The organism is Ruminococcus sp. XPD3002, from assembly GCA_900119535.1.
GTDB lineage: Bacteria > Bacillota > Clostridia > Oscillospirales > Ruminococcaceae > Ruminococcus > Ruminococcus flavefaciens_H.
Genome location: FPJT01000020.1, coordinates 1 through 22,355, shown reverse-complemented (window position 1 = coordinate 22,355; position 22,355 = coordinate 1). Strand labels below are relative to the sequence as shown.

General features: G+C 44.7%; 21 protein-coding genes. 9 read left to right on the top strand and 12 right to left on the bottom strand.

From position 1 onward, the window contains the following. Positions 1-100 precede the first annotated feature (100 nt). Positions 101-271: a 4Fe-4S ferredoxin gene (gene fdxA, locus BT127_RS14315; RefSeq protein WP_075425657.1), complete on the top strand. Its 171-nt coding sequence runs from the start codon at positions 101-103 to the stop codon at positions 269-271. Positions 272-431: 160 nt separating this feature from the next. After that, entirely contained in the window at positions 432-1,019 is a 588-nt protein-coding gene (locus BT127_RS14310) for a DUF4352 domain-containing protein (protein WP_075425656.1), read from the top strand. A gap of 397 nt (positions 1,020-1,416) precedes the next feature. Here the strand turns inward: BT127_RS14310 and BT127_RS14305 are convergent, their stop codons facing one another. Beyond that, a complete protein-coding gene (locus tag BT127_RS14305) occupies positions 1,417-3,042 on the bottom strand; it encodes an oligosaccharide flippase family protein (protein WP_075425655.1) in 1,626 nt (541 codons plus the stop codon). 87 nt (positions 3,043-3,129) lie between these two features. After that, positions 3,130-4,788, bottom strand: a complete 1,659-nt coding sequence (locus BT127_RS14300; protein WP_075425654.1) for a leucine-rich repeat protein — start codon at positions 4,786-4,788, stop codon at positions 3,130-3,132. 278 nt (positions 4,789-5,066) lie between these two features. Here BT127_RS14300 and BT127_RS14295 point away from each other — a divergent pair, with 278 nt between their 5' ends. The 6 genes from BT127_RS14295 (at position 5,067) to BT127_RS14270 (ending at position 9,589) form a co-directional block, all read left to right on the top strand. Further along, positions 5,067-6,260: an aminotransferase-like domain-containing protein gene (locus BT127_RS14295; RefSeq protein WP_075425653.1), complete on the top strand. Its 1,194-nt coding sequence runs from the start codon at positions 5,067-5,069 to the stop codon at positions 6,258-6,260. A gap of 254 nt (positions 6,261-6,514) precedes the next feature. Beyond that, entirely contained in the window at positions 6,515-7,030 is a 516-nt protein-coding gene (locus BT127_RS14290) for a hypothetical protein (RefSeq protein ID WP_075425652.1), read from the top strand. A 10-nt stretch (positions 7,031-7,040) separates the two neighbouring features. Then, complete coding sequence (gene trpS / locus BT127_RS14285) at positions 7,041-8,039, top strand: tryptophan--tRNA ligase (RefSeq protein WP_075425651.1); 999 nt, start codon at positions 7,041-7,043, stop codon at positions 8,037-8,039. Between the two features lie 160 nt (positions 8,040-8,199). Next, positions 8,200-9,027 (top strand): nucleoside triphosphate pyrophosphohydrolase, encoded by an 828-nt coding sequence (gene mazG, locus BT127_RS14280; protein WP_075425650.1) that lies wholly within the window; start codon positions 8,200-8,202, stop codon positions 9,025-9,027. Beyond that, positions 9,014-9,289, top strand: coding sequence for an HU family DNA-binding protein (locus BT127_RS14275; protein WP_075425649.1), 276 nt, complete (start codon positions 9,014-9,016; stop codon positions 9,287-9,289). The genes mazG and BT127_RS14275 overlap by 14 nt, the downstream gene beginning before the upstream one ends. Before the next feature lie 57 nt (positions 9,290-9,346). After that, on the top strand, positions 9,347-9,589 hold the full coding sequence (locus tag BT127_RS14270) for an RNA-binding S4 domain-containing protein (RefSeq protein WP_075425648.1): 243 nt from the start codon (positions 9,347-9,349) through the stop codon (positions 9,587-9,589). Positions 9,590-9,732: 143 nt separating this feature from the next. On the opposite strand, the gene BT127_RS14265 is transcribed toward BT127_RS14270, so the two are convergent. The 7 genes from BT127_RS14265 to BT127_RS14235 all read right to left on the bottom strand — a co-directional run bounded on the left by BT127_RS14265 (position 9,733) and on the right by BT127_RS14235 (position 16,456). Beyond that, positions 9,733-10,737 carry an alpha/beta fold hydrolase gene (locus BT127_RS14265; RefSeq protein WP_075425647.1) on the bottom strand — a complete coding sequence of 335 codons (1,005 nt, stop codon included), beginning with the start codon at positions 10,735-10,737 and terminating at the stop codon, positions 9,733-9,735. Between the two features lie 59 nt (positions 10,738-10,796). Then, positions 10,797-11,750, bottom strand: a complete 954-nt coding sequence (locus BT127_RS14260) for an NAD-dependent epimerase/dehydratase family protein (protein ID WP_075425646.1) — start codon at positions 11,748-11,750, stop codon at positions 10,797-10,799. Positions 11,751-11,849: 99 nt separating this feature from the next. Then, a complete protein-coding gene (locus tag BT127_RS14255; protein WP_075425645.1) occupies positions 11,850-13,256 on the bottom strand; it encodes an ABC transporter substrate-binding protein in 1,407 nt (468 codons plus the stop codon). 379 nt (positions 13,257-13,635) lie between these two features. Next, complete coding sequence (locus BT127_RS14250; protein WP_318257275.1) at positions 13,636-14,307, bottom strand: vitamin B12 dependent-methionine synthase activation domain-containing protein; 672 nt, start codon at positions 14,305-14,307, stop codon at positions 13,636-13,638. After that, on the bottom strand, positions 14,294-15,163 hold the full coding sequence (gene metF / locus BT127_RS14245) for a methylenetetrahydrofolate reductase [NAD(P)H] (protein ID WP_075425644.1): 870 nt from the start codon (positions 15,161-15,163) through the stop codon (positions 14,294-14,296). Before metF ends, BT127_RS14250 begins: the two co-directional genes overlap by 14 nt. A gap of 15 nt (positions 15,164-15,178) precedes the next feature. Continuing rightward, positions 15,179-15,850 carry a uracil-DNA glycosylase gene (locus BT127_RS14240; RefSeq protein WP_075425643.1) on the bottom strand — a complete coding sequence of 224 codons (672 nt, stop codon included), beginning with the start codon at positions 15,848-15,850 and terminating at the stop codon, positions 15,179-15,181. Between the two features lie 75 nt (positions 15,851-15,925). After that, positions 15,926-16,456: a DUF2500 family protein gene (locus tag BT127_RS14235; protein WP_075425642.1), complete on the bottom strand. Its 531-nt coding sequence runs from the start codon at positions 16,454-16,456 to the stop codon at positions 15,926-15,928. A gap of 203 nt (positions 16,457-16,659) precedes the next feature. Here BT127_RS14235 and BT127_RS14230 point away from each other — a divergent pair, with 203 nt between their 5' ends. Beyond that, entirely contained in the window at positions 16,660-17,409 is a 750-nt protein-coding gene (locus BT127_RS14230; protein ID WP_075425641.1) for a tRNA 2-thiocytidine biosynthesis TtcA family protein, read from the top strand. 86 nt (positions 17,410-17,495) lie between these two features. Here the strand turns inward: BT127_RS14230 and BT127_RS14225 are convergent, their stop codons facing one another. The 3 genes from BT127_RS14225 to BT127_RS16960 all read right to left on the bottom strand — a co-directional run. Further along, complete coding sequence (locus BT127_RS14225) at positions 17,496-18,587, bottom strand: NPXTG-anchored protein (protein ID WP_075425640.1); 1,092 nt, start codon at positions 18,585-18,587, stop codon at positions 17,496-17,498. Between the two features lie 90 nt (positions 18,588-18,677). Next, positions 18,678-21,170: a cellulose-binding protein CttA-related protein gene (locus BT127_RS14220; RefSeq protein WP_075425639.1), complete on the bottom strand. Its 2,493-nt coding sequence runs from the start codon at positions 21,168-21,170 to the stop codon at positions 18,678-18,680. Positions 21,171-21,575: 405 nt separating this feature from the next. After that, the coding region (locus BT127_RS16960) for a cellulose-binding protein CttA-related protein (protein WP_175541980.1) at positions 21,576-22,355 on the bottom strand (780 nt) is incomplete at its 5' end.

Here is a 22,355-nt window from a genome sequence, read left to right as displayed (position 1 = left end):
TAAGCACAGGCTAACAAAAATCTCTTGATTTTTTCTGCATTTATGTTAAAATGTATCTAAGGGATACACTTCCCGAAAATAACCTACGGAGGTGCTTTTTATGGCATATATTATTTCAGACGATTGTGTTAGCTGCGGTGCTTGTGCAGGCGAATGTCCTGTTAGCGCTATCTCAGAAGGCGACGGAAAGTATACTATTGACGCTGACGCTTGCGTAGAGTGCGGTGCTTGTGCAGGTGTATGTCCTGTTGGCGCTCCTTCTGCTGAGTAATAACACACATAAATTGCAGCTGCCGTTCATCGGCAGCTTTTTTTATGCCGATATCGTATCTATAACGCCCTTGACAAGTTCATCGGCATTGTGATATACTTATTATACATTAAGATCATTCGATCCATAAAATATATAAACGATCTTTCGGAGGAAAACAATGAGAAAATTAAAAACAGCAGCCATTGCTCTTGCCGCAGCTGCGTTATTATCAGTATTTACAGCATGTACACCAAAGGCATCATCAAGCAGTTCGGACAGCCGTTCAAACAAATCCAACCAGGAAGGCCTTGCTTCAAGCGAGATTCAGGTAAGCATGGCTCAGGAAGCCAACGAAAACAAGACAGGTTTCACACTGAATTCTGTAATAGATTCGGGCAACAAGACCGACGATAACAAGCACTTCGTATATCTTAACGCAACTATCACAAATAACACAAACGAGGATTTCCACCTCAGTATGCTCAACAACTTCTATATCCTTTTCCCCGACAGCACCGAAGCTCACTACGATATAAGAACACAGATATACGCTCAGAACAACTTCTCGAACTATACTTCAAGTCCTATGGATATCCCTGCAAACAGCACATTTACAGGATATATCGGAGGCTTCCTCGTACCCGAGAGCGCTACAGATTTCACAGTATGCTTCTTCCCGACACTTAATGACAATAACAAAGATGTAGTTATCAAGTGTCCCGTTAAGGCAGTTGATATGATAGCTCCGCCTTCGGACCTTAAATAAGGGCGTCCCGAAAACAGATTTTTCAGGCCATAGTCTCTCTGATACGATCTCAGGGATACTATGGCTTTTCTGTTGACATTTATTTATTTCGGAAGTATAATATCACTAAGATAAATCGGAATTTAACACCGAAGGTATTAAATTCCGAAGCCCTTAGCCTTTAGCTTTTAGCCATTAGGAAGCGGCTTCGCCGCTTTATTATCGGGCGGCGGAACGCCGCCCCTACATCAGGCTAACGGCTAATGGCTATGGGCTAACGGCTTAAATCAGAATTTAGCTCCGCTAAATTCTGATTTATGATAATAGTTCATTTAGCGAAAGCAGCTCTACACTTCCGTGCAGAATAACCGAGTATAAAACATTACCCGAAGCGGTCCGCAGATCACTTCGGGTATTTTTAATGTATACCGTGACCTCCTGCGCCTTTCAGTACACCAAGTCCGGTTCTTCCCGATGAGAGCCATAGTGAGAGAAAGTACGCTCCTCCGCCGAAAAATGCAGCGGCAAGTATTACAGCGATACTTCCGAGACCTGCCCTGCGGCATATATCAGCCGTCAGCCACGCTGCACCTGCACACATCGTCCCCGAGTAGACAAGGGACACAAACGGTCTGTAGTCCACGGATATACCTGACGTCCTGAAATAGGCAAATGCTGCCGCCGCAAGTATAACTCCGTAGCATACGGAAGTAGATACCGCCGCCCCTTCAACTCCCATGACAGGGATGAGCAGCATATTCCCTGCAAGCTTCACAATAGTACCTGCGGACATTATTTTCAGCGGAGTTCCTGCACGTCCTATTGCCTGAAGCATGCTGAAAAGCGGAAAACTCACGCACAGAAAAACCATTCCCGGCATCATGCACCTGAAAGCTCCCACGCATATTTCAACCTCGTCGGACTGCCGCGGAAAAAGAACTCCCAGTACCTCACCCGAAAGGACTCCCATTCCGCAGGCAGCAGGTACAGCTATTACCGCCGCAGTATAAAGTGCCTGTTCGCTCCGTGCGGCAAGGGATGCGAAGTTCTTTGAAGTCCAGGCTTCCGCAACACAGGGAAGTATGCCTTTGCCGAGCATATTCGTGACCGAAGGCACAAGGTTGAACACCGTTATCGCTATACCGGCGAACGAACCGTATACGAACTGCGGAACATCCGATGCATCCGTCCCCACAGGTGCTTCGTACCCGCCAAACCGGGATATGCACCATATCACAGTCCACATATCGATAACTGCGGTGAGGTTCGTAACTACCGCACCTAAACCCGTAGGCAGCGCCGTAGACAGCAATTCCCTTGCAATATCACCCGTAGACTGTGCGCACTCTCCCCCTGTTTTGTCCCTGACGGCAAACAATCTCGCCAACGCAAAAAACAGCGCCGCCGCAGCGGAAGAAAGTGTAACTCCCAGCATACCTGCTGCCGCAGCAAGTGCTCTTTCGTCCACTGCAAAGGGAAGATACTCCGCAAGTGCATCACTGTGGCCGAGTGCATAGCTGCAAAGCCACAGTCCAGCGCCGACACGCACTGCGCCCTCGATTACCTGTGAAACAGCGGTAGGATACATGTCATTGAGTCCCTCATAGCAGCCACGTTCAACTGCCGTTATGCAGCCGAAAAAAACAGACGGAGCTATAACTGCGATAGCAGGTGCAGCCTCCGTACCGCCTGCCGAGAATACACTGAACGGACGTGCAAGAAGAAATACAAGTCCGCTTCCGACCGCTCCAACAGCCGAGAAAATAGCAAGTGCCACTCGTCGGATGCGCTTCACATCGCCGTACAGACCAAGTGCCGATGCCTGAGCCGTAAGACGTGCCGCAGCCGAAGAAATGCCTGTTACCGTAAGGGCATAAACAGGCAGGAACAGACTGTAGGCGCAGCTGAAATAGCTCATCCCCACTCCCCCGAGCATATTCGTGAGAGGTATCTTGAAAACCGCTCCCAGTACCTTTGCTGCGGCTGCGGACAGCATGAGTATCAGCGAGCCTTTGAGAAAATCCTGCTTTCTTATCTTTATCACCGCATTTCGTCATTTATTTCAAACAATAATATGCCGACCTGTGCGGAAATATGCAAAAGCGGAACCCTCTGAGTTCCGCCTTGTGTTTTATTTTTGTGAAGCCATAAAGTCCGCAAAGGAGTACTTACCGCCTGTTGAGAGGTAGGAGTAGTATTGCAGTATAGTTGTAGCATCGGAGGAATCTATCTTTCCGTCGCCGTTTACGTCTGCGGCTTTCTGCTGACTCTCTGTAAGCTGAATCTTTTCACCTGTTGACAGCAGCGAGTAGTTAACGAGGACAAGTGTAGCATCGTTTGCATCTATTTTGCCGTCATCGTTAAGGTCGCCTGACTCTGTTGCATTATCTTCTGGAGCAGCGCCGAGGGACTCGAATCTGCGATTATATTTCTCTGCATAGGCTTGTGCTGTGGAATTATCATAGCCTTTTATTACACCAACGTATGTATCACCAATACCGTTTACATAACCATTGGATATGGTACTTGGGGTATCATAAATTTCACAGTCATGATTAAAAATAACTATTGATTCAAGTGAAAAACAAGCCGAAAACGCACCAATTCCAATACTTGTAACAGAATTAGGGATACTTATTGATTCAATTGAATCGCAAGACTCAAACGCATCTTTTCCGATAATTGTAACAGAGTCAGGGATGGTTATTGATTTGAGATTCGTACACTGATAAAATGCTCTTTCCCCGATACTTTTAACTGAATCGGGAATTACTACATCATCTGAGCATTTTCTTCCGTCGATAAGTATACCATTGACAACAAATAATGGCGTTTTATCAGTGTTCTCTTCAAGCCATTTTGTTCCACTAAACGCTAAACCTCCGATATTTGTAACAGCATCAGAGATAGTTATTGATTCAAGGGATGAACAACCAAAAAACGCATAACTCCCAATACTTGTAACAGTATCAGGAATAGTTATTGATTCAAGTTTTGAACACGAGCGAAACGCAGAATCTCCGATACTTGTGACAGAATCAGGAATAGCTACTGATTCAATCGAATCACAAGACTCAAACGCAGCAGCTCCTATGCTTATAACAGAATCAGGAATAGTTATTGATTTGAGATTCGTACAATGATAAAACGCACTTTCTCCAATACTTGTAACCGAATCGGGAATTACTACATCATCTGAGCATTTTCTTCCGTCGATAAGTATACCATTGACAATAAACAATGGGGTTTTATCCGTATTTTCTTTAAGCCAGTTTGTTCCACTAAACGCCCAACCTCCGATATTTGTAACAGAGTCAGGGATGGTTATTGATTCAAGTTTTGAGCACGATTTAAACGAATAATCACCGATGCTTGTAACAGAATCAGGGATGATTATTGATTCAAGTTTCACGCACGAGTCAAACGCAGAATCTCCGATACTTGTGACAGAGTCAGGGATGGTTATTGATTCAAGTGAATAACATTTATAAAACGCCCCACTTCCTATGTTTGTAATATCGTTTCCGATAGTAACAGATTTTATCTTATTTCTATTAGAAAATGGGCTTTTATAATAAAGATTAGCCGCCATATCCCCCGTACCGCTGATTGTAAGTTTTCCCTCACTGTCAAGCGTATATGTAATATCATCGCCAAGCTTTCCTGTTTCAACAACATCCGCCGCATTAACCGTCAGTGAAATTTCAGGCATTTCTGCCGCAAAGGGAGCAGTTCCTCCGCTGACAACAGCAAACGCAATAGCCACCGCTAATATTTTCTTCATTCTCATTTCTCATCCTCCTAAATAAAAATATGGTACTTATATTATATCACATCCGAAAAACAGCTCTCAATAACGTTCGGGGATAATCTCTGTTTTGAACAATAACAGCGCCCTCTTATTATGCACATTCCACATCAGTTAAAATTTACAATGCGGAGTTGATTTTTTCAAAACTTTATGGTATAATGTTAGATGGTTTATTATACTCTAAGGCAATGACGTGCAAAGACGTAAGGCGGTCTTTGTGCGGTGTTGCCATAAGACTATTGAAAGGTTGGTCAGACATGGAATATAAATTTTCCGATAAGGTCAGCGGTCTTAAGGCTTCCGCTATAAGAGAGATACTTAAGTTCACCGCAGACCCCGAAGTTATATCATTCGCCGCAGGAAATCCTGCTCCCGAAGCTTTCCCGAAGGAAAAGATCGCCGAGATATCCGCAGAACTGCTCCGTGATGATCCTATCCTTGCGCTCCAGTACAGCGTAACAGAGGGATACACTCCCCTCCGCGAATTCCTTAAGGACTGGATGAAGAGCAAGGGATGCTTCCACCCAGAATTCGATGATCTCATCATCACATCAGGCGGTCAGCAGGCTAACGAGCTTTCCTGCAAGGTGCTTCTCAACGAGGGCGATACACTTCTCTGCGAGTCGCCAAGCTTCATCGGTTCGCTCAATGCTTTCCGTTCCTACAACGTAAACCTTGTTGGCGTTGAAATGGAAGATGACGGTATAAACCTCGAAAAGCTCGAGGATGCGCTGAAAACTCAGCCAAACGTAAAGATACTCTATCTCATCCCGAATTTCCAGAACCCGACAGGACGCACTATGTCATTTGCAAAGCGCAAGGCTGTTTACGAGCTTGCCTGCAAATACGATTTCATCATCCTTGAGGACGATCCATACGGCGAGCTGAGATTCGCAGGCGAAAACATCCCGACTATCAAAAGCCTTGATACAGAGGGCAGAGTTATCTACTCAAGCACCTTCTCAAAGCTGATATCATCGGGCTTCCGTACAGGATATGTTTCAGCTCCTGCACCTATCATACAGAAAATAGTTGTCTGCAAGCAGGTATCCGACGTTCACTCAAATATCTGGGCGCAAGTCGTTTCACACCGCTTCATGACTACTGTTGACCGCGAAGCTCACTTCAACAAGCTCCGCGATATATACAGAAAGAAGTGCGGTCTTATGTGCGACCACATAGACAACGGCTTCTCTGACAAGATCACATACATCAGACCTGAAGGCGGACTCTTCATCTGGTGTACTCTCCCAGAAAGCTGCGATATGAACGCATTCTGCACTAAGGCTGTTCAGGACTATAAGATCGCAGTAGTTCCGGGAAATTCATTCAGCATCGACGAAAATGAGGTAAGCCACTCATTCCGCCTCAACTATTCTACTCCTACAAACGAGCAGATAGACAAGGGTATGGAGATACTTGCCCGCATGACAAGGGAAATGCTCGACTGAAAAAACTCTCCCCTCTGATAAAATCAGAAGCGGGATCTTTACAGGAATCTCATCCTGTAACATCTGATATACCTGCCTCTATCGCAAAATGTACATTGTACCTTTTGAAGGCTGCTATGCGGCTTTGAAGATGCAGTATAAACGGAGCGTGCACGGTGCAATGCGCCGTCCGCCGCCAAAATCGGCGTATCGCAAAATATCATAATTGATATTTTGCAACAGCGCAGAGTATAAATGAAAGGAAAAGATCAATTATGCCAACTACAGACAGATATCCCGTCACTCAGAAATACCTGATGACAAGAGCTCAGGCTCTCAGCTTCCCCGTTAAGTTCTTTGACGGAAACTTCAAGAAAAACGATGTTTACGGTGTTGTTATAGACATGCCTATGACATCTAATATACTCACAACTATGGTATGTTTCATCAACGGTGCAGCAAACCTCTATTTCAACAACGGCGGCGAGTATTCAGGTGCTTCACAGAAGTACAGAAACCTCGTTCAGGCAACACATAACCTCGTTGCAAACGCAGGCGTTGTTTTACCAAAGGCTGAAAAGCTCAATGCTTTCGACCTTCCAAGAGGAAGAGCTCACTATGTACACCTCCTTACAAAGGGCGGCGTTTACAGAGTTGTGTTCAATCCAGGCCTTATCCCCGAGGATCAGCCTGAGATGCGTACATTATACGTTCTCTATCAGCGCGTTCTCAACGAACTGAGAAGCTGCCAGCTCAAGGACGATGCAGGTCTCACTCCTGAGATCAAGTGAGGCTCACAATATGGATGATAAGAAACTTATTTTCAGCGCTATCCAGCCAACAGGCACATTCACTCTCGGCAACTACATCGGTGCAGTAAGGAACTGGTCGCCGCTTCAGGACGAGTATAACTGCATCTACTGCGTTGCAGATATGCACGCTATCACAGTAAAGCAGGAACCTGCAAAGCTCCGCCAGAATTCTCTTGCGGCTTACGCTCTGCTCATGGCTTGCGGCATCGATCCCCAGAAGTCGATACTCTTCATACAGAGTCATGCTCCTACTCATGCCCTTCTTAACTGGGTACTCTGCTGCAACACTCAGTTCGGCGAGCTTTCACGTATGACTCAGTTCAAGGACAAGAGCCAGAAGCACCCCGACGATGTAAATGCAGGTCTGTTCACCTATCCTTCACTTATGGCTGCGGACATCCTTGCTTATAATGCGGATTTCGTACCCGTGGGCGTTGACCAGAAACAGCACCTCGAGCTTGCAAGAAACATCGCTCAGCGTTTCAATCAGAGATACGGCGATTTCTTCACGCTTCCCGAGCCTTACATAATCGAAGTCGGAGCTAAGGTAATGTCCCTTCAGGATCCGACAAAGAAGATGTCCAAATCGGACGAGAACCCCAATGCATGTATCCTCATCCTTGATGACAAGGATACCATTATCCGTAAATTCAAGCGCGCAGTTACCGACAGCGAAGCTGTCATCGCTTACCGCGAGGGCAAGGACGGCATAAACAACCTTATGTCCATCTACTCCGCTGTTACAGGCAAGGACTACGCTTCTATCGAATCAGAATTCGCAGGCAAGGGCTACGGCGACTTCAAGATCGCTGTTGGTGAAGCTGTTGCAGATCACCTTGAGCCTATCCGCACAGAATTCGACCGTCTCATTTCAGACAAGGCATACCTCAAGCAGTGCTACACAGAGGGTGCAGAAAAGGCTTTACGTTATTCACAGCGTATAGTATCAAAGGTTTACCACAAGGTGGGCTTCGTTGACAGAACATGATACACTCAGCTCTCTCCGTTGACCTTACGGAGAGAGTATTCTATGCAATATAACTAAATACGCCGACCACAGTATAATAGTTTGTACACAACCGCCAAAAATGTAAAAAATTGTTGCTTTTTGGTGTAATTTAATGTATCATAGAAGGAGTGCTTTTCCTATGGTTGAATATCAGCAGAAAGATCATTATTCTATCGACGATCTGCTTGACATCGTGAGACTTCTCCGCGGTGAAGGCGGCTGTCCCTGGGACAGAGAACAGACTCACGAATCTATTAAAAGTGATTTTATCGAAGAGACCTGCGAGGCTATCGAGGCTATAGACCTTAAGGATACCGAGCTTCTCCGCGAAGAACTCGGCGACGTTCTTCTCCAGGTCGTATTTCATTGCAGAATAGAGGAAGAAACAGGTTCCTTCACATTTGATGACATCTGTGACGGCATCTGCAAAAAGCTTATAATACGTCATCCCCATGTCTTCGGCGACGTCCTTGCTGAAAACACCGATCAGGTGCTTAAAAACTGGGACGCTATCAAAATGGAGACTAAGGGACAGGAATCATATACAGAAACCCTTAAAAGCGTTGCTAAATCACTTCCTGCCCTCATGCGGGCACAGAAGGTCGGCAAACGTGCCATGCGCGCAGGCATGGACTTCCGCTGCGCCGACGACGCTATCGCTTGTATATCAAACGAAAAAGCCGAGCTGGATTCTGCTGTTGCTGAAGGCGATAAACAGCATATCTATGAGGAAATGGGCGACCTGCTCTTCTCATGCGTGAATGCTGCACGTCACCTCGGTATCGATGCAGAACAGGCTCTTAAAGACTCTACAGAGAAATTCATAAAACGCTTTTCGATCACAGAAGAAATGACTAAGGCGGATAATATCGATATGAAAACACTTCCTATCGAAAAGCTTGATGTTTACTGGGATAAAGCCAAAGAAAAAATAAATATGGAGGAAAATAACAATGACAAAGACTGAATTAATCAATTCTATCGCTGATAAAGCAAATTGCACAAAGAAGGACGCAGGTGCAGCTCTCGAGGCTACACTCGCTGCTATCCAGGAAGCTCTCGTAAAGGGCGATAAGGTTTCCATCACAGGCTTCGGTACATTCGAGGTTCGTGAGAGAGGCGAAAAGACTTGCATCAACCCCCAGACTAAGAAGAAGATGGTTTGCCCTCCTTGCAAGGCACCTGCTTTCAAGGCTGGCAGAGGTCTTAAGGAAGCTGTTAACAAGTAATAGCAAAAAATGTGGGGGACGGTCCGAAGCCGTCCCCTTTTTGTGAAAGGAGATATCATGAGACTTGATAAATACCTTAAAGTTACACGTCTCATAAAGCGCAGAACTGTTGCTAACGAGGCTTGTGACGCCGAAAAGATATCCGTAAACGGAAAAGTCGCAAGAGCTTCATACGACGTGAAGGTCGGCGATATAATCGAGATCAATATGGGAATGCGTCCTCTTAAGGTCAAGGTGCTGAACGTAACCGAACACGCCACAAAGGAAAACGCTGCGGATAATTACACTGTAATAGAATAAATGTAAACAGCCGTAAAGAACTCTCTTTACGGCTGCTTTTTCTATTTGCGATATTATGTTATCAGGGAACGCTCTCTCGTGCAGGGCGCTGCCTCCGGACTTCGCTAAAGGTCCCCATTTAGAATCCAAGAGTGGTAATATCCTTAATACTTCCACTCCATTATAATTTCTAAAAGTTCCTTAAGATTGGTAAAGTGTACATAATGCTGTCCCTCAACGACAGTAACCACGCTTTCGGGAGAAGTCACAATATCCTTATGATAGCCCTCCCACTCAGGCATCATGTCGCAGTTATCCTTCGCAAGTACATAAAGCACAGGTACAGACTCGGGGAACTTCATATCATAGCATTTCTCAATATTGCGTCCAAGAAGCTTCATTTCGTTCATCTGAGTGTCGCCGAACTGCTTTGAACAGTACATTGCAAGAACCTTATCCTTGTCCGCTTCCGTAAGCGTAGGTATATTCGCCATTTCTTCATCAATAGAAAGCTCATAGAGAACACGGCTTATTCCTGTCCTGAAATAGAGCCACCGCATAACTTCATACATATGGTATACGTTATCAGGCTTCGCAGACCAGTCATCCCTGTCTATCTGATGCGGAACAGATGAATCTATGCCTATGAAAGATTCAACTTCATCAGTGTATGTATTTGCATAGTAAAGGGAATAAAGTCCGGCTATAGAGTGACCTATAAGCGTGTATCTGTCATACCCGAGATACTCCATAAGGCTGTGAAGCTCCTCGCAGTAGTTCTCAACTGTACGGGGACTGTCGGTCTCATCGCTTAGTCCGTAGCCGAGAGGTTCAACGATAACTATCTTATACTTGTCCTTCAGTCCGTTTACAACGGCATCGAATTCATAGTGAACTGTAGGACTGCCATAGCCGGGGAGTATAACCGCTACCTTATCCGAAGTGCTGTCACATAAAGTATAGTTCATCCGAGCGCTGTTTGATGTTGTGAAGTATTCTCCGTATGCATCTTTTACAAGTTCGTTGTCCCTTTTGCAGAGAATGAGGTTACGCACCGACAGAATTGCAATTATAATAAGTATGACCGCAAGTATGATGCCGATAACCTTGAGTATTTTTCTGAATATCCTGCGTGGTTTCTTTGGTTTAACTGTTGCTGAATCGTTCATTGTAACATTTCCCTTCAATTTAATTTAAAATACCTCCGACAGATATCGGAGGTATTTTATTACTTTGTGTTGTGGATGTCCCAGCGGAAGTTTACAAGCTTTGCAGCCTTTGTTCCGTCGAGAAGGTTATTGTTTTCAAGCTTGCTGAGGTCAAGATAGCGATAATTCGTTTTCTCTTCCTTGCTGCCCTTGAAGAGTCCCTTTAACTTGGATATCGCTCCTCCGGGAGACTTCTGAAGAACAGGTCCCAGGTGGTGATTTTCTCTCATAAAGGTTATTATCTCGGCAGCTGTTGTAAGGTCCTTATCGCTTACGTTGTAAACACCTGCTGATTTGATATCATCTGCGTTTTTAGCAAAGCACAGGATAAAATCTACAAGATTATGAACGCAGCAGAGCTGGAAGCCATACTGTCCCTTTCCGTATACGAACTTTGTACCGTCCTTCGGATCTGTCAGCTTAGCGACGAGATTATCGGTATAGTTCTTGGTATACACGGGAGCATAACGTATAACGCAGCATATAGTATTAGGATGATGCTGCATCTCGTTTATGAGTGCTTTTTCGGAAGCAAGCTTCATCTGAGCGTAGTTCGTGGACGGCTTAAGCTCGCTGTCCTCACGGATAGGCTCTCTGGTTTTCGGGAATTCATACACCTGATCGGTGCTGAGAAGGATTATCTTCTCTACATTTGCTTCCATAGCGTAGCGATAAATGAACTTATCGCATTCCTTTGAATCGCTCATAACCTTTTCGGTTATGATAGGATCGAGGTCATTATCAACTGTACAAGCTGCATGGATCAATATATTTATCTCTTTTTTCTCGAAAATATCGCCCATCTCATTTTTATCTCTCGGGTCAGCCTGTATGAACTCGTAGTTCAGTTTTCCCACATTATAGTCGTTTTCACGGGTATCAACACATATAACGGCAAAACCTTTTTTGAGAAGACCTGAACAAATATGCTGACCGATAAGTCCATTACCGCCAGTAACAAGAGCAGTTAACATATTTCATACCCTCCTTCATCTTTCCTTTTCAATTAGATTATTATAACACAAAACTCAGAATAATGCAATAATAATTATGTTTGTTAGCCATTTGCAACGTTATTCGGCAGTATTCTGTATAGGATCGGCATTGATCTCATTTATGAAGGTATCCACTGTATTGTATATAGCGTCATAGGTCTCATTCCAGGGCGTACCGCGTGCAGCAGCTCTGAGCTGATTATCGAGTATCTCCGCACAGTCGGTTGAAACGCCCGTAGACATATCAAAGAAAGGATTAGCATCGGCAAGCTCCTGCATAGAGTGCTGCATCTCGACCATTTCATCGGTCCAGCCGTAATCATCACGGAACTGCTGATCCGCAATACTCTTTGTAGCCTCATCGAGGATAGCGAAGCGCTTGCAGTCCAGGAACTTAGCAACGCCTTCGGGGTTCTGTCCGCCCTTTACGAAGACATAAGACTCCATTCCCACAGGGATGTAGTAGTCGTCAGCCTCGGGATCACGGGGCATAGGTACGAAGAAGGCATCTTCGCCGTAGACTTTCTTCCAGTCGGCCTCACTCTTATACAGCTCGTAGAGTCCCACAGGGTAGAAAAGGACCTTGCCTTCACCCACGTATTCGGGATGAGAATCCCAGCCGTAGTCTGCACTTCCGATAGCTATACAGCCCGAAGTATTAAGATCATAGAGCCAGTTCTGTACACGCTCTATAGCGGGATCCGAAAGATTGTTTACAAGTTTGCAGTTTTCAAGTCCCACAGCAGGAACGCCGGTAGTATTCATAAGTGCGAACTCAAACCACCAGCCCTCTATACCGTAGTGCTGATTTGCGGGATCAACAAAGCTTTTCAGCATACTTTCAAAAGCGTCCCAATCCCATTCGCCTCTTGCGTACAGGTCGGCAGGATCTTCAAGGCCTGCCTCTGACATAGTTTTGCGGTTATAGATGCAGGCGACCTTATCGCCTGTAGCCTGAAGGACAGTACAATAATGGCTGTCGTTCCACATCAGGCTGTCATTGATATCCTTAACGTCCTCCCAGAGGGGAGAAGAAAAGTCGATATAGTCGTCAACAGGTACGAACATACCTCTTACAGCGCCCTTAGGGAAAGCGTCCATATCGTTTGCAGGGAAGAAGTCAACTCCTTCACCGTTTGCGATCATTTCCGCAAGCTTTTCGTAGCGTTTTTCCCATGTAACGTTGATCCATTCGATCTTTCCGCCGTATTTTTCCTCAAAGGCGACAAGCTCGGTAGGTTTGTTCTTGCCTGTTACATCGGGATTGATATCCCAGTGTGAAAGCCATTTTATAGTTTTATTTTCCAATTCACCCTTTAGCAGATCCGTATTCTGCACATTTTCCCTTACTTCATTTCTGACCTCGGAATCAACATCTCTGTCATATGTTTCTGAAGAGCTTGTTTTTCCGCTTCCGCAGCCAGTCATCGACACAGTAATCGCAGTAAGCAGAAGTGCAGTTTTAAACAATTTCATGTTTCTCATTCTCAAAACTCCTTCTTATTGCTCCACTGATTAAACTTTACCAAAAAGGCGAAGTCAGAAAGGAAATTAATCAAGGAAGGAAAACGCAGTAATGCATTCGCATTTCAAGTTTTTTCTGACGCAGAGAAATTTTCTTTATGACTAAAATTGCTTGGCAAGGTTTAGTTTGGAGAGCAATTTATTTTTCCGTATCGATCTTCACACCATTGATCTTGTTTTTATTATAATTAATTATAACATTAATTCACACACACTGTCAATATCCATTTTATATATAAATATAGTTAAAATGTAGTCACAATGCTAAATTAAAAGAGTTTTTTTGGATAAAATGTAAATAAAAAGCATAGTTTTTACTATTGAAATGGTAACTGAATAATTAATTGCTGCATCCGCCTTTTTTCGAGAATGCACAACGATCCCTCATTCCGCATGAATCACATCCGCTGCCTGTTGTTTTGTGCATGGGCACGTCCGAAACGCCTATTATCGCAGTTACGGATTTAGTAGGAAGCAGGAGACAGCTATCGGTTACTGTAAGCCCTATCCTGCGCTGAGCGTTGAGACTCCGCAGGAAGTCTCCCTGTACGTCTATTGGCAGATCCCCGTATCCGGGACTGAACCGCCATGTTCTGTACTCGGCAGCAACTTCTGAGAATATTTCCTCCTCCGCCTTATCACAGACCTGTTCTATGGCTGCACTGCAAAGGCAGTCCACCGCAAGGGCAGCAGCTACATCCGTTACTGCGGTCTGACGTATGAGCTTATCCGCCTCGGAGGAAAGAGTCGCCGCAAATATAACAGCTTTCCTGCATCCACTGAGGTGACGGCGGATATCCTCCCCCTTAAGCCGCAGACCTGCATCCTTAAGAAAGACATCCTCTCCGCTCGTATCTATTTCCGATTCACGGTATACGTAATTCGGTCTTACACGTCTGCGGACCTCTGCCTCGCACTTTTCTATAAGTGCAAGAGTATTGCTGTCAGGTTCTCCCCTGACGCCCATGTAACGTGCAGCTTCGCGTATATCGATGGGATCAAGCTTTATCATGCTTCAATATGCCCGAAACAGCTTCACTTATCTTACGTGCAACATAGGCGTTGTTCATGGTGTAGAGGTGAATTCCGTCCACACCGCTTGCAGCAAGGTCAACTATCTGATTGATAGCGTAGGCAATTCCTGCGTCACGGAGAGCTTCGGGATCGTGCTCGTATCTCTGCATTATCTTTACGAACTTCTGCGGAAGACTTGCACCGCATGTAGTTACCATACGTTCGATCATATTCTTGTTGACAACAGGCATTATTCCCGCCTCGATAGGTACATTTATGCCCTTTGCACGTACCTTCTCAACGAAGGAATAGAAACTTTCGTTATCAAAGAACAGCTGCGAGATCAGGTGGTCCGCACCTGCCTCGACCTTTATTTTAAGGTTATCGATATCCTCATCGATAGTGTCCGAATCGGGATGACATTCGGGATAGCATGCACCTGAAATGTCAAAATCTCCCTTTGTTTTCAGATAGGTTATAAGGTCACTTGCGTGAAGAAACTCACGCTTAGGCGGTATATCGGGGTTGATATCACCTCTCAGGGCAAGTATATTTTCGATACCGCGCTTTTTGACCTCGTCCAGTGTAGCGTCTATCTCTTCGTGAGTGTAGTTTATACAGGGCAGATGCAGGACGGGTATTATCCCCATTTCCTTTATCTTCGATGCGATATCACAGGCATAACCGCCGTTTCCGCTGCCGCCAGCACTGAATGTTACGCTGATAAAATCAGGCTTAAGGTCACTGAGTTCATCAAGTGTATTGTAAATTACATCAATTGAGCTTGTTTTCTTTGGCGGGAAAACCTCAAAAGAGAAAACAGTCTTATCCCTGAACAGATCCTTTATCTTCATAATAACCTCCGAAAATTAATCAATATGCCAGTCGATCTCGTCAAGTCCGTTCTGTCTTAAAAACTCGTTTGCCTTTGAAAAATGTCTGCATCCGAAAAAGCCGTTATATGCCGAAAGCGGACTTGGATGTGCCGCTTTGAGTACAAGGTGGTTCGGGTTTGTAATAAACTGCTGCTTGGTCTTTGCGTCACCGCCCCAGAGCATGAAAACCATCGGCTTCTGACGGGTGTTCAGCAGCTTTATAACGTCCGTAGTGAACTGCTCCCAACCGATACCGTGATGGCTTCTTGCCTGATTTGCACGGACGGTCAGTACGGAATTAAGAAGCAGAACTCCGCTCTCAGCCCACTTTGTAAGCTCTCCGTGCTTGCCAAGATTATCCACGCCTACGTCGTCCCTTATCTCCTTGAAAATATTCACCAGAGAGGGCGGCGGAGCTATACCCTTCCTTACGGAAAAGCTCAGACCGTGAGCCTGTCCCTCGCCGTGATAGGGATCCTGACCGATTATAACGCACTTCACATCGTTGTAGGAAGTGAGCTTCATTGCGTTGAAAATATCATACATTCCGGGGAAGATGCGCTGTGTTTTATACTCGTTAATGAGAGTCTGTCTGAGTCGGAGATAATACTCCTTAGTGAACTCATCCTTCAGCAGCTCGTCCCAATCATTGCCGAAATTAACCATAATTACTCCTTGCATATATGTAAGATATGTTTTTTAAAAAATGAAAATAACGGGCGGCAAAAGCCGCCCATTTAGTTAGCTGTTAAATACTGTATCCTCGTAATATTTGAATTTTACAAGTGTATTTCTCTTATATGTAAGTGAACCTTCCTGATTGAAGGGCACCTTTTCATAAGCATCCCTTGAACACTGTATCTTGAGCTTCTGTCCTTTTCTCGTCACGAACATAAGCTCGTAATACTCGTCGATGAGCTTTACCTGTCCGCTGCTTTCGATAACACGAAGACGGTCATCACACTTACGGATAAGCGTAGCCATAACGACAACGGGTTCGGATGTTTTTTTCTGTACAGGTTCAGCGGGCTCACTGCTTCTCATTTCTGTATAGTTATCGCCCATTGAACGGCTTACAGCGCCTGATGACGGTGAAGAAGTCCTTACAGTTCTTACGGCGCTTCCCCGTCCGTTATTAACATCAGTCTCTTCAAGGAAGAGGTTGATAAAGCGTCTGATCGGACTCCTACCACCAAAGAGCAGAATGATCAGCACAAGAATTATTGCGATCACACCAAGTATGATCAGCAGATTTTTAAGCTGAGGTGTCATCAGATTATTGTCCTTTCTCTATCATAAGGAAATATAGCATATTAACCGCATAAAATCGATACTATTATTATATTATATTTTTCAGGATTTTGCAAGATATAATTGAAAATTTCCTATAAATATGATATAATAATGACTGAAAAATCACTATTATTCGTTATTTCGACAGTAAAATGCTGTAAAAATGGCTCAGGAGGGCACAAATGCAGAAGATTCTCGGTTATATGCGTAAGGCAGTTAATGAATTTGATATGATACATGACGGCGACAGGATATGTGTCGGCGTATCGGGAGGCAAGGACAGTCTCGCACTTCTATACGGTCTGATATGGCTCAGACGCTTCATAGGTATCGACTATACCGTTGTAGGATTGACACTTGATCCCGGATTTAACGGTAAGAGAGGCGACTACAGCAGTGTGCGTAAGTTCTGTGAGGAAAACGATACCGAATACCATGTTGTTGATACGCAGATCGGCGAGATAGTTTTCGATGTCAGGAAGGAATCCAATCCATGCAGTCTGTGCGCCCATATGCGCCGTGGTGCACTCCACAATGAAGCTGTTCGGCTCGGCTGCAATAAGATCGCACTGGGACATAATTACGATGATGCGGTTGAGACCTTCATTATGAACCTGTTCAGCGAAGGACGTATCGGCTGTTTTTCGCCCGTTACGAAGCTAACACGCAAGAACCTTATCATGATACGTCCTCTTATACTTGCACCCGAAAAGGACATAAAACGAGGTGTAAGGCGAAGCAATATACAGATTGTGAAGTCCGCCTGTCCTGCGGACGGTCACACAAACCGACAGCGCACAAAAGAATTCCTTGCGGAAATGGAGCGGAACGATCACGGGTTCAAGGACAGGATATTCGGTGCCATGCGCCGAGCCAATATCGACGGCTGGGGCGGAGTAAACTACGTACCGCCTGTACGGGAAGATGACTAAAGGGGAGCAAGCGCTCCCCTTTTTAATAACAAAAAGGACCTCCGAAGAGGTCCTCTTTTATATCCGTTAGAACACTGACTAATTAATTAGTCTTCCTTCTTTCTAAGAACGAATGCTGTAGCAACTGCTGCTGCAAGACCTGCTGCTGCAACGCCTACACCAGCAACACCTGTCTTAGGTGAGTTGTTGTTCTTAGCTGTTGTCTTAGCTGTAGTCTTAGCTGTTGTCTTAGCTGTTGTCTTAGCTGTTGTCTTAGCTGTTGTCTTTGTGCCAGAAGCATTAGCATCTGTAGCAGAAGCTGTTGCTGTAGCTGTAGCTGTAACTGTTGTAACAGGAGCCTGTGTTGCAGATGTTGTAGCAGGAGCCTTTGTAGCTGTTGTAGTTACAGCCTTAGTTGTTGTAGTTACAGGAGCCTGAGTTGTTGTTGTAACAGGAGCCTGTGTTGTTGTTGTTACAACAGGAGTGCCGCCCTCGATAGCGATATAGCCGTCAGCATCCTTGCTGATATCAGCAAGAGCAGAAACCTTAGCTACATCCTCAGCTGGAGCTGAGAAAGGATTTGTCTGTGCATTGTAGATACCCTTTGTGAAGAAGTAACCCTGCATAGCACCCTTTGCACGCTGAGCATCAAGGAACATATCCTCTGCATTCTCGTTTGACTTGTAGAAAATGTCGATCGGGAATACATCGCCTTCCTTAACATCAGCAGGAAGTGTTAATGTAAATGTAGCGTAAACACCGTCGAGACCGAAGTCACCAGTACCAGCTGTTGCTACGAAGAATCCCTTCATGTTCTGCTCTGAAGCAGTAGGATCAGCCTTAACGTTCATGCTGAGGTACTTTGTAGCTGTACCGCTCTCAACGTCAGGTGTACCAACAGGTGTATTAGCGAGTGTTAATCTTGAATCGTAGTAAACGTGCATACCGGATGATGCCCACTTCTGGTCTGTACCACCGCTGATTGTGATGTTTACTGTTCTGCCTGGGTTAGCCTTAGCCTCGTCAAGTGTGATAACTTCCTTAGTTACAGTAGCAACTGGACGAACATCAGATGCAGCGATAGCGTCATCAGAATAACCGTTATTAGCTTCTGCAAATGCGTTAACAGAAGATGCAGTAACTGCTACAGCTGACATTGCGAGCGCTGCAGCTATCTTCTTTAATGAACTCTTCTTCATTTCAATTTAATTCCTTTCAGATAATTTAGTTTTTATTATGTAGTCTGCCGCCTGTCCGACGGCAGACTAAACATGCTTGTTAATTATTGATTACTGGATACCCATTACGAGGTTCCAAGTAGGTCTGCCTTTTTCAGCCTTGATTGAAAGCTCTGAGTAGTAAGAGAGAATGAATGTAGCATCGTCTGCCATGATCTTTCTCTCAGGCTTCATAAGCTTCCAGTTGTTCTCATCCTTCATAGGCTCATTTGTTGTATCGCAAAGGAATGCAGCGAAATGATCGAGAATGTCTTCAGCGTTTGCAACGAGTGCGCTGTTTGAGAACTGTGTTTCAGCAGCCTTCTGGCCTGTTGAAAGTGCTGAGTAGTAGATAAGTGTTGTTGTAGCGTCACCGGCATCAACCTTGTGGTCGAGGTTAGCATCGCCCTTAACACCGATGTAAACTGTTACAGATACATCTGAACCGTCAGGGTTCTTAAGTGTGCTGCCTGCTGTTGCAATAACAGTACCGTCAGCAGCTGTGATATCTTCTGTAGCAATAAGAGCTACCTGATGAGCGAACTCTGAGCTTCCCTCAACATATGTGTTTACAGGAGTAGCTGTACCGAAGCTTACCTTATCAAGGATATCAACCTGCTCGCCCTTTTTAAGTGACTCATAGCCAACTACAACGTCATCCTCGTCGATGTACTGACGAACGAGATCTACTGAATACTTAAGGCTGTTGATCTGCTCATCATTGAACTTCTCATCAATGTCGAGGTAGAAACCAACTGTTGTATCAGCCTTGATTACAGGAGCAACAACGTCTACAGTTCTTGTAGTTGAAACTGTTGGGTTAACAGGAGCTGTTGGAGTTGTGTCTGTATCTATAGGTGTTGTACCTGTGTCTGTAGGAGTAGTATTTGTATCAACAGGTGTTGTATCTGTATCTACAGGAGTTGTATCTGTATCAACAGGTGTTGTATCTGTATCAACAGGTGTTGTATCTGTATCAACAGGTGTAGTATTGGTATCTACAGGTGTAGTATTTGTATCAACAGGTGTTGTATCTGTATCAACAGGTGTAGTATTTGTATCTACAGGTGTTGTGTCCGTACCAGGTGTTACTGGTGTTGTATCTGTTGGAGTTGTATCAACAGGACCTGAAGGAGTTGTGTCTGTGTCAGATGTAACAACTGTTGTTGAAGATGTTGTTGATGGAGTTGTGCTTGAAGTTGTAGTAACTATTGGCTCAACCTTAACAACTCTCTGGAACTTAACGTCAACAGACTCACGTGTTGAAGTATCCTTGATACCGTCAAACTTAGCTGTTATTTCGATTTCCTTCCATGTATCAACTACCTTGTACTGCTGAAGTGCAGGTGTAGCAGCGAAGTAAGCCTTTACAGCTTCCTGCTCGTCATCTCTGTACTTAGCTGTACCGTGTGCATAGCCGCCCTTTGCATCAGCCTTGATATCGTAAATTGTATCAGCCTCTGCACCGAGCTCTGAAGCAGCGATGTTAAGAGTATAAGATGTAGCGTTGTTGAAGCGCTCTACAGCCTTGTTATAAGCCTTAGCAACCTGCGAGTTTGCAGCGATTGCAGAACCTGTAGCAGGTATCTGACGCTTATAGCCTCTCTTTGTTATCTGCTTGTTAACAGCTGCGATGAGTTCAGAAATGTTATCAGCTTCCTTAGTTCTTTCCTTGAACTTAAGTGATCTGTCAACATAGTTCTGAGCCTTCTTAGCTCTGTTGATGTAATTCTTGTTCATCCAATCAGTAAGATCCTTGATATCAGCTTCCTTCTCAGCAGCTGTAAGGACAGTACTTGCATTGATTCTTGCTACAGCTTCAGCTGTAAGAGTTTCAAGAAGGTCTACTGTGAACTCAGGGAGCTGACCAAGGTCAAGCTCATTGCCGAGCTTCTTGTTTGTTGGAACATACTTGAACTCAACAGGTATCTCTGTAGAAGTTTCAAGGTATTCTGTATGGATAGTGATTGTGAAATCACCGGATCCGTCAACCTTGTCAGCGTATGAACCGGAAACGAGACTCATATCTCCTGATCTTCTTGCGATCTCCCACATTTTAGCGCCAAGAGTCTTCTTAACGTCACCGTTGAAGTTAGCATTAGAAATGTGGCCCTTTACTATGATAGTGTCATCAACGATCTCGTATGTGCAATCCTCGAGCTTTTCAGAAGTCTTTTCAGCAGCAGCCTTATAGCCGCGAGCCTTCTTGAGAACGAAGTTAACGATCTCTGTAGGATCAATCTTTCCGGACTGCTTTGCAGCCTTAAGATAACCGTATGCTGTCTGATTCCAAAGTGAATCCTTGATGAATGTGTCTGCAGCGATCTGCTGGTACTTATCCTCTTTTTCGTTGCCGACTTCCTTAGGTTCGATATAGAGAAGACTGTTCTCACTGCCTTTAAGAGTAATTGTCTTGCTCTCACTTGCTGTGATTGCTGTGTCTTTTGCTAAGGAAGGTGCAGCGTCTGTTACAGATGCAGCATTTGCGACTGTCAGGCACTGTGTGAGCGCAAGCGGTACAGCAGCTGCTGCGGCTATTGCTCTCTTGAATAATGAATTCTTCATTGTTCTATACCTCTCTAACATTTTTATTTGACCCCGTCCAAGCGGCATCCAAGACGCCTTGCAGGGCGAATTTCAGGCATTGATGCGTGGTTAGGCTACACCTCACCTGGAAATTCATACTTACATTTTAGCACACAAATCTCAATAAGTCAAGAAAAACGGGACATTTTCTTCAAAAATAATTGACGATTAATTCTATCCATTTTTGTATGTATTTCACAATATATAAAGATAAGTAGTGTAACTTTTTCAATTTTTGAAACTAATGTTATTTTTCTTCATTATTTCGCTTTATTTCAGCTTTCAATAAGATTATACCACTGTGTTTTATACAAATCAATCCACAAATAATGGAAAAAAGCCGGACCCTAAGGTCCGGCTGAAACTCTATAACTTAATTGTTACTTAGTTTTTTCCGCCCTGAGCAAGAGCCTTTGCTACTTCTGCAGCTGTGAGAGAATTATTCATGTTCTCTTCACGGCCTGCAAGAGATGAATTCCATCCCTTATAGCGGTTTGTCTCGCCTGTGGACATTGTGCTGTAGAATACAAGGATTGTCGTAGCGTCATCAGCAAGAAGCTTTCTTCCGCTCTTCTTTGTATTCCAGTTGCCTTCTGAGTAAACATCGAGGTCTACGTCAGCAAGGAATGCTGCCAGGTTATCCAGTTCAGGATTTGCCTTTACAGCCTCGCAACTCTCGCCGGCAAGGATAGTCTTTTCAGGATCTCCGCCAGTTGAAAGTGCTGAGTAGTAAACGAGAACGTTTGTAGCGTCACCAGCGTCTACCTTGTTATCGAGGTTAGCGTCACCCTTGACACCAATGAATACCTTGAAGCTGATTGCGTTGCCGTCCTTATCGAGGAGTGGCTTGCCCTCATAAAGTACATTGATTGTGTAAGTGTGATCTACCTGATCCTCTCTGTAAGTATCCATTGGTACGTCTGAACCGTTTACAGAATCGCTGAATGTGATCTTGCTCATATCGAGCGGAACATCACTCTCAGTACCGTCTTCATTTACGACCTTGAGGCTGAGTGACTTAATGTGGTTAGTTACTGAGTAAGCTCTTGGATCGTGGTTGAAGTAGTAACCGTCATTTACCTCTGCTACAGCATAAACTGATGTAGTTGAAGGTGTAACCGGACCTGTAGGTGTAGTATCTGTTGTACCAGGTGTTGTAGGTGT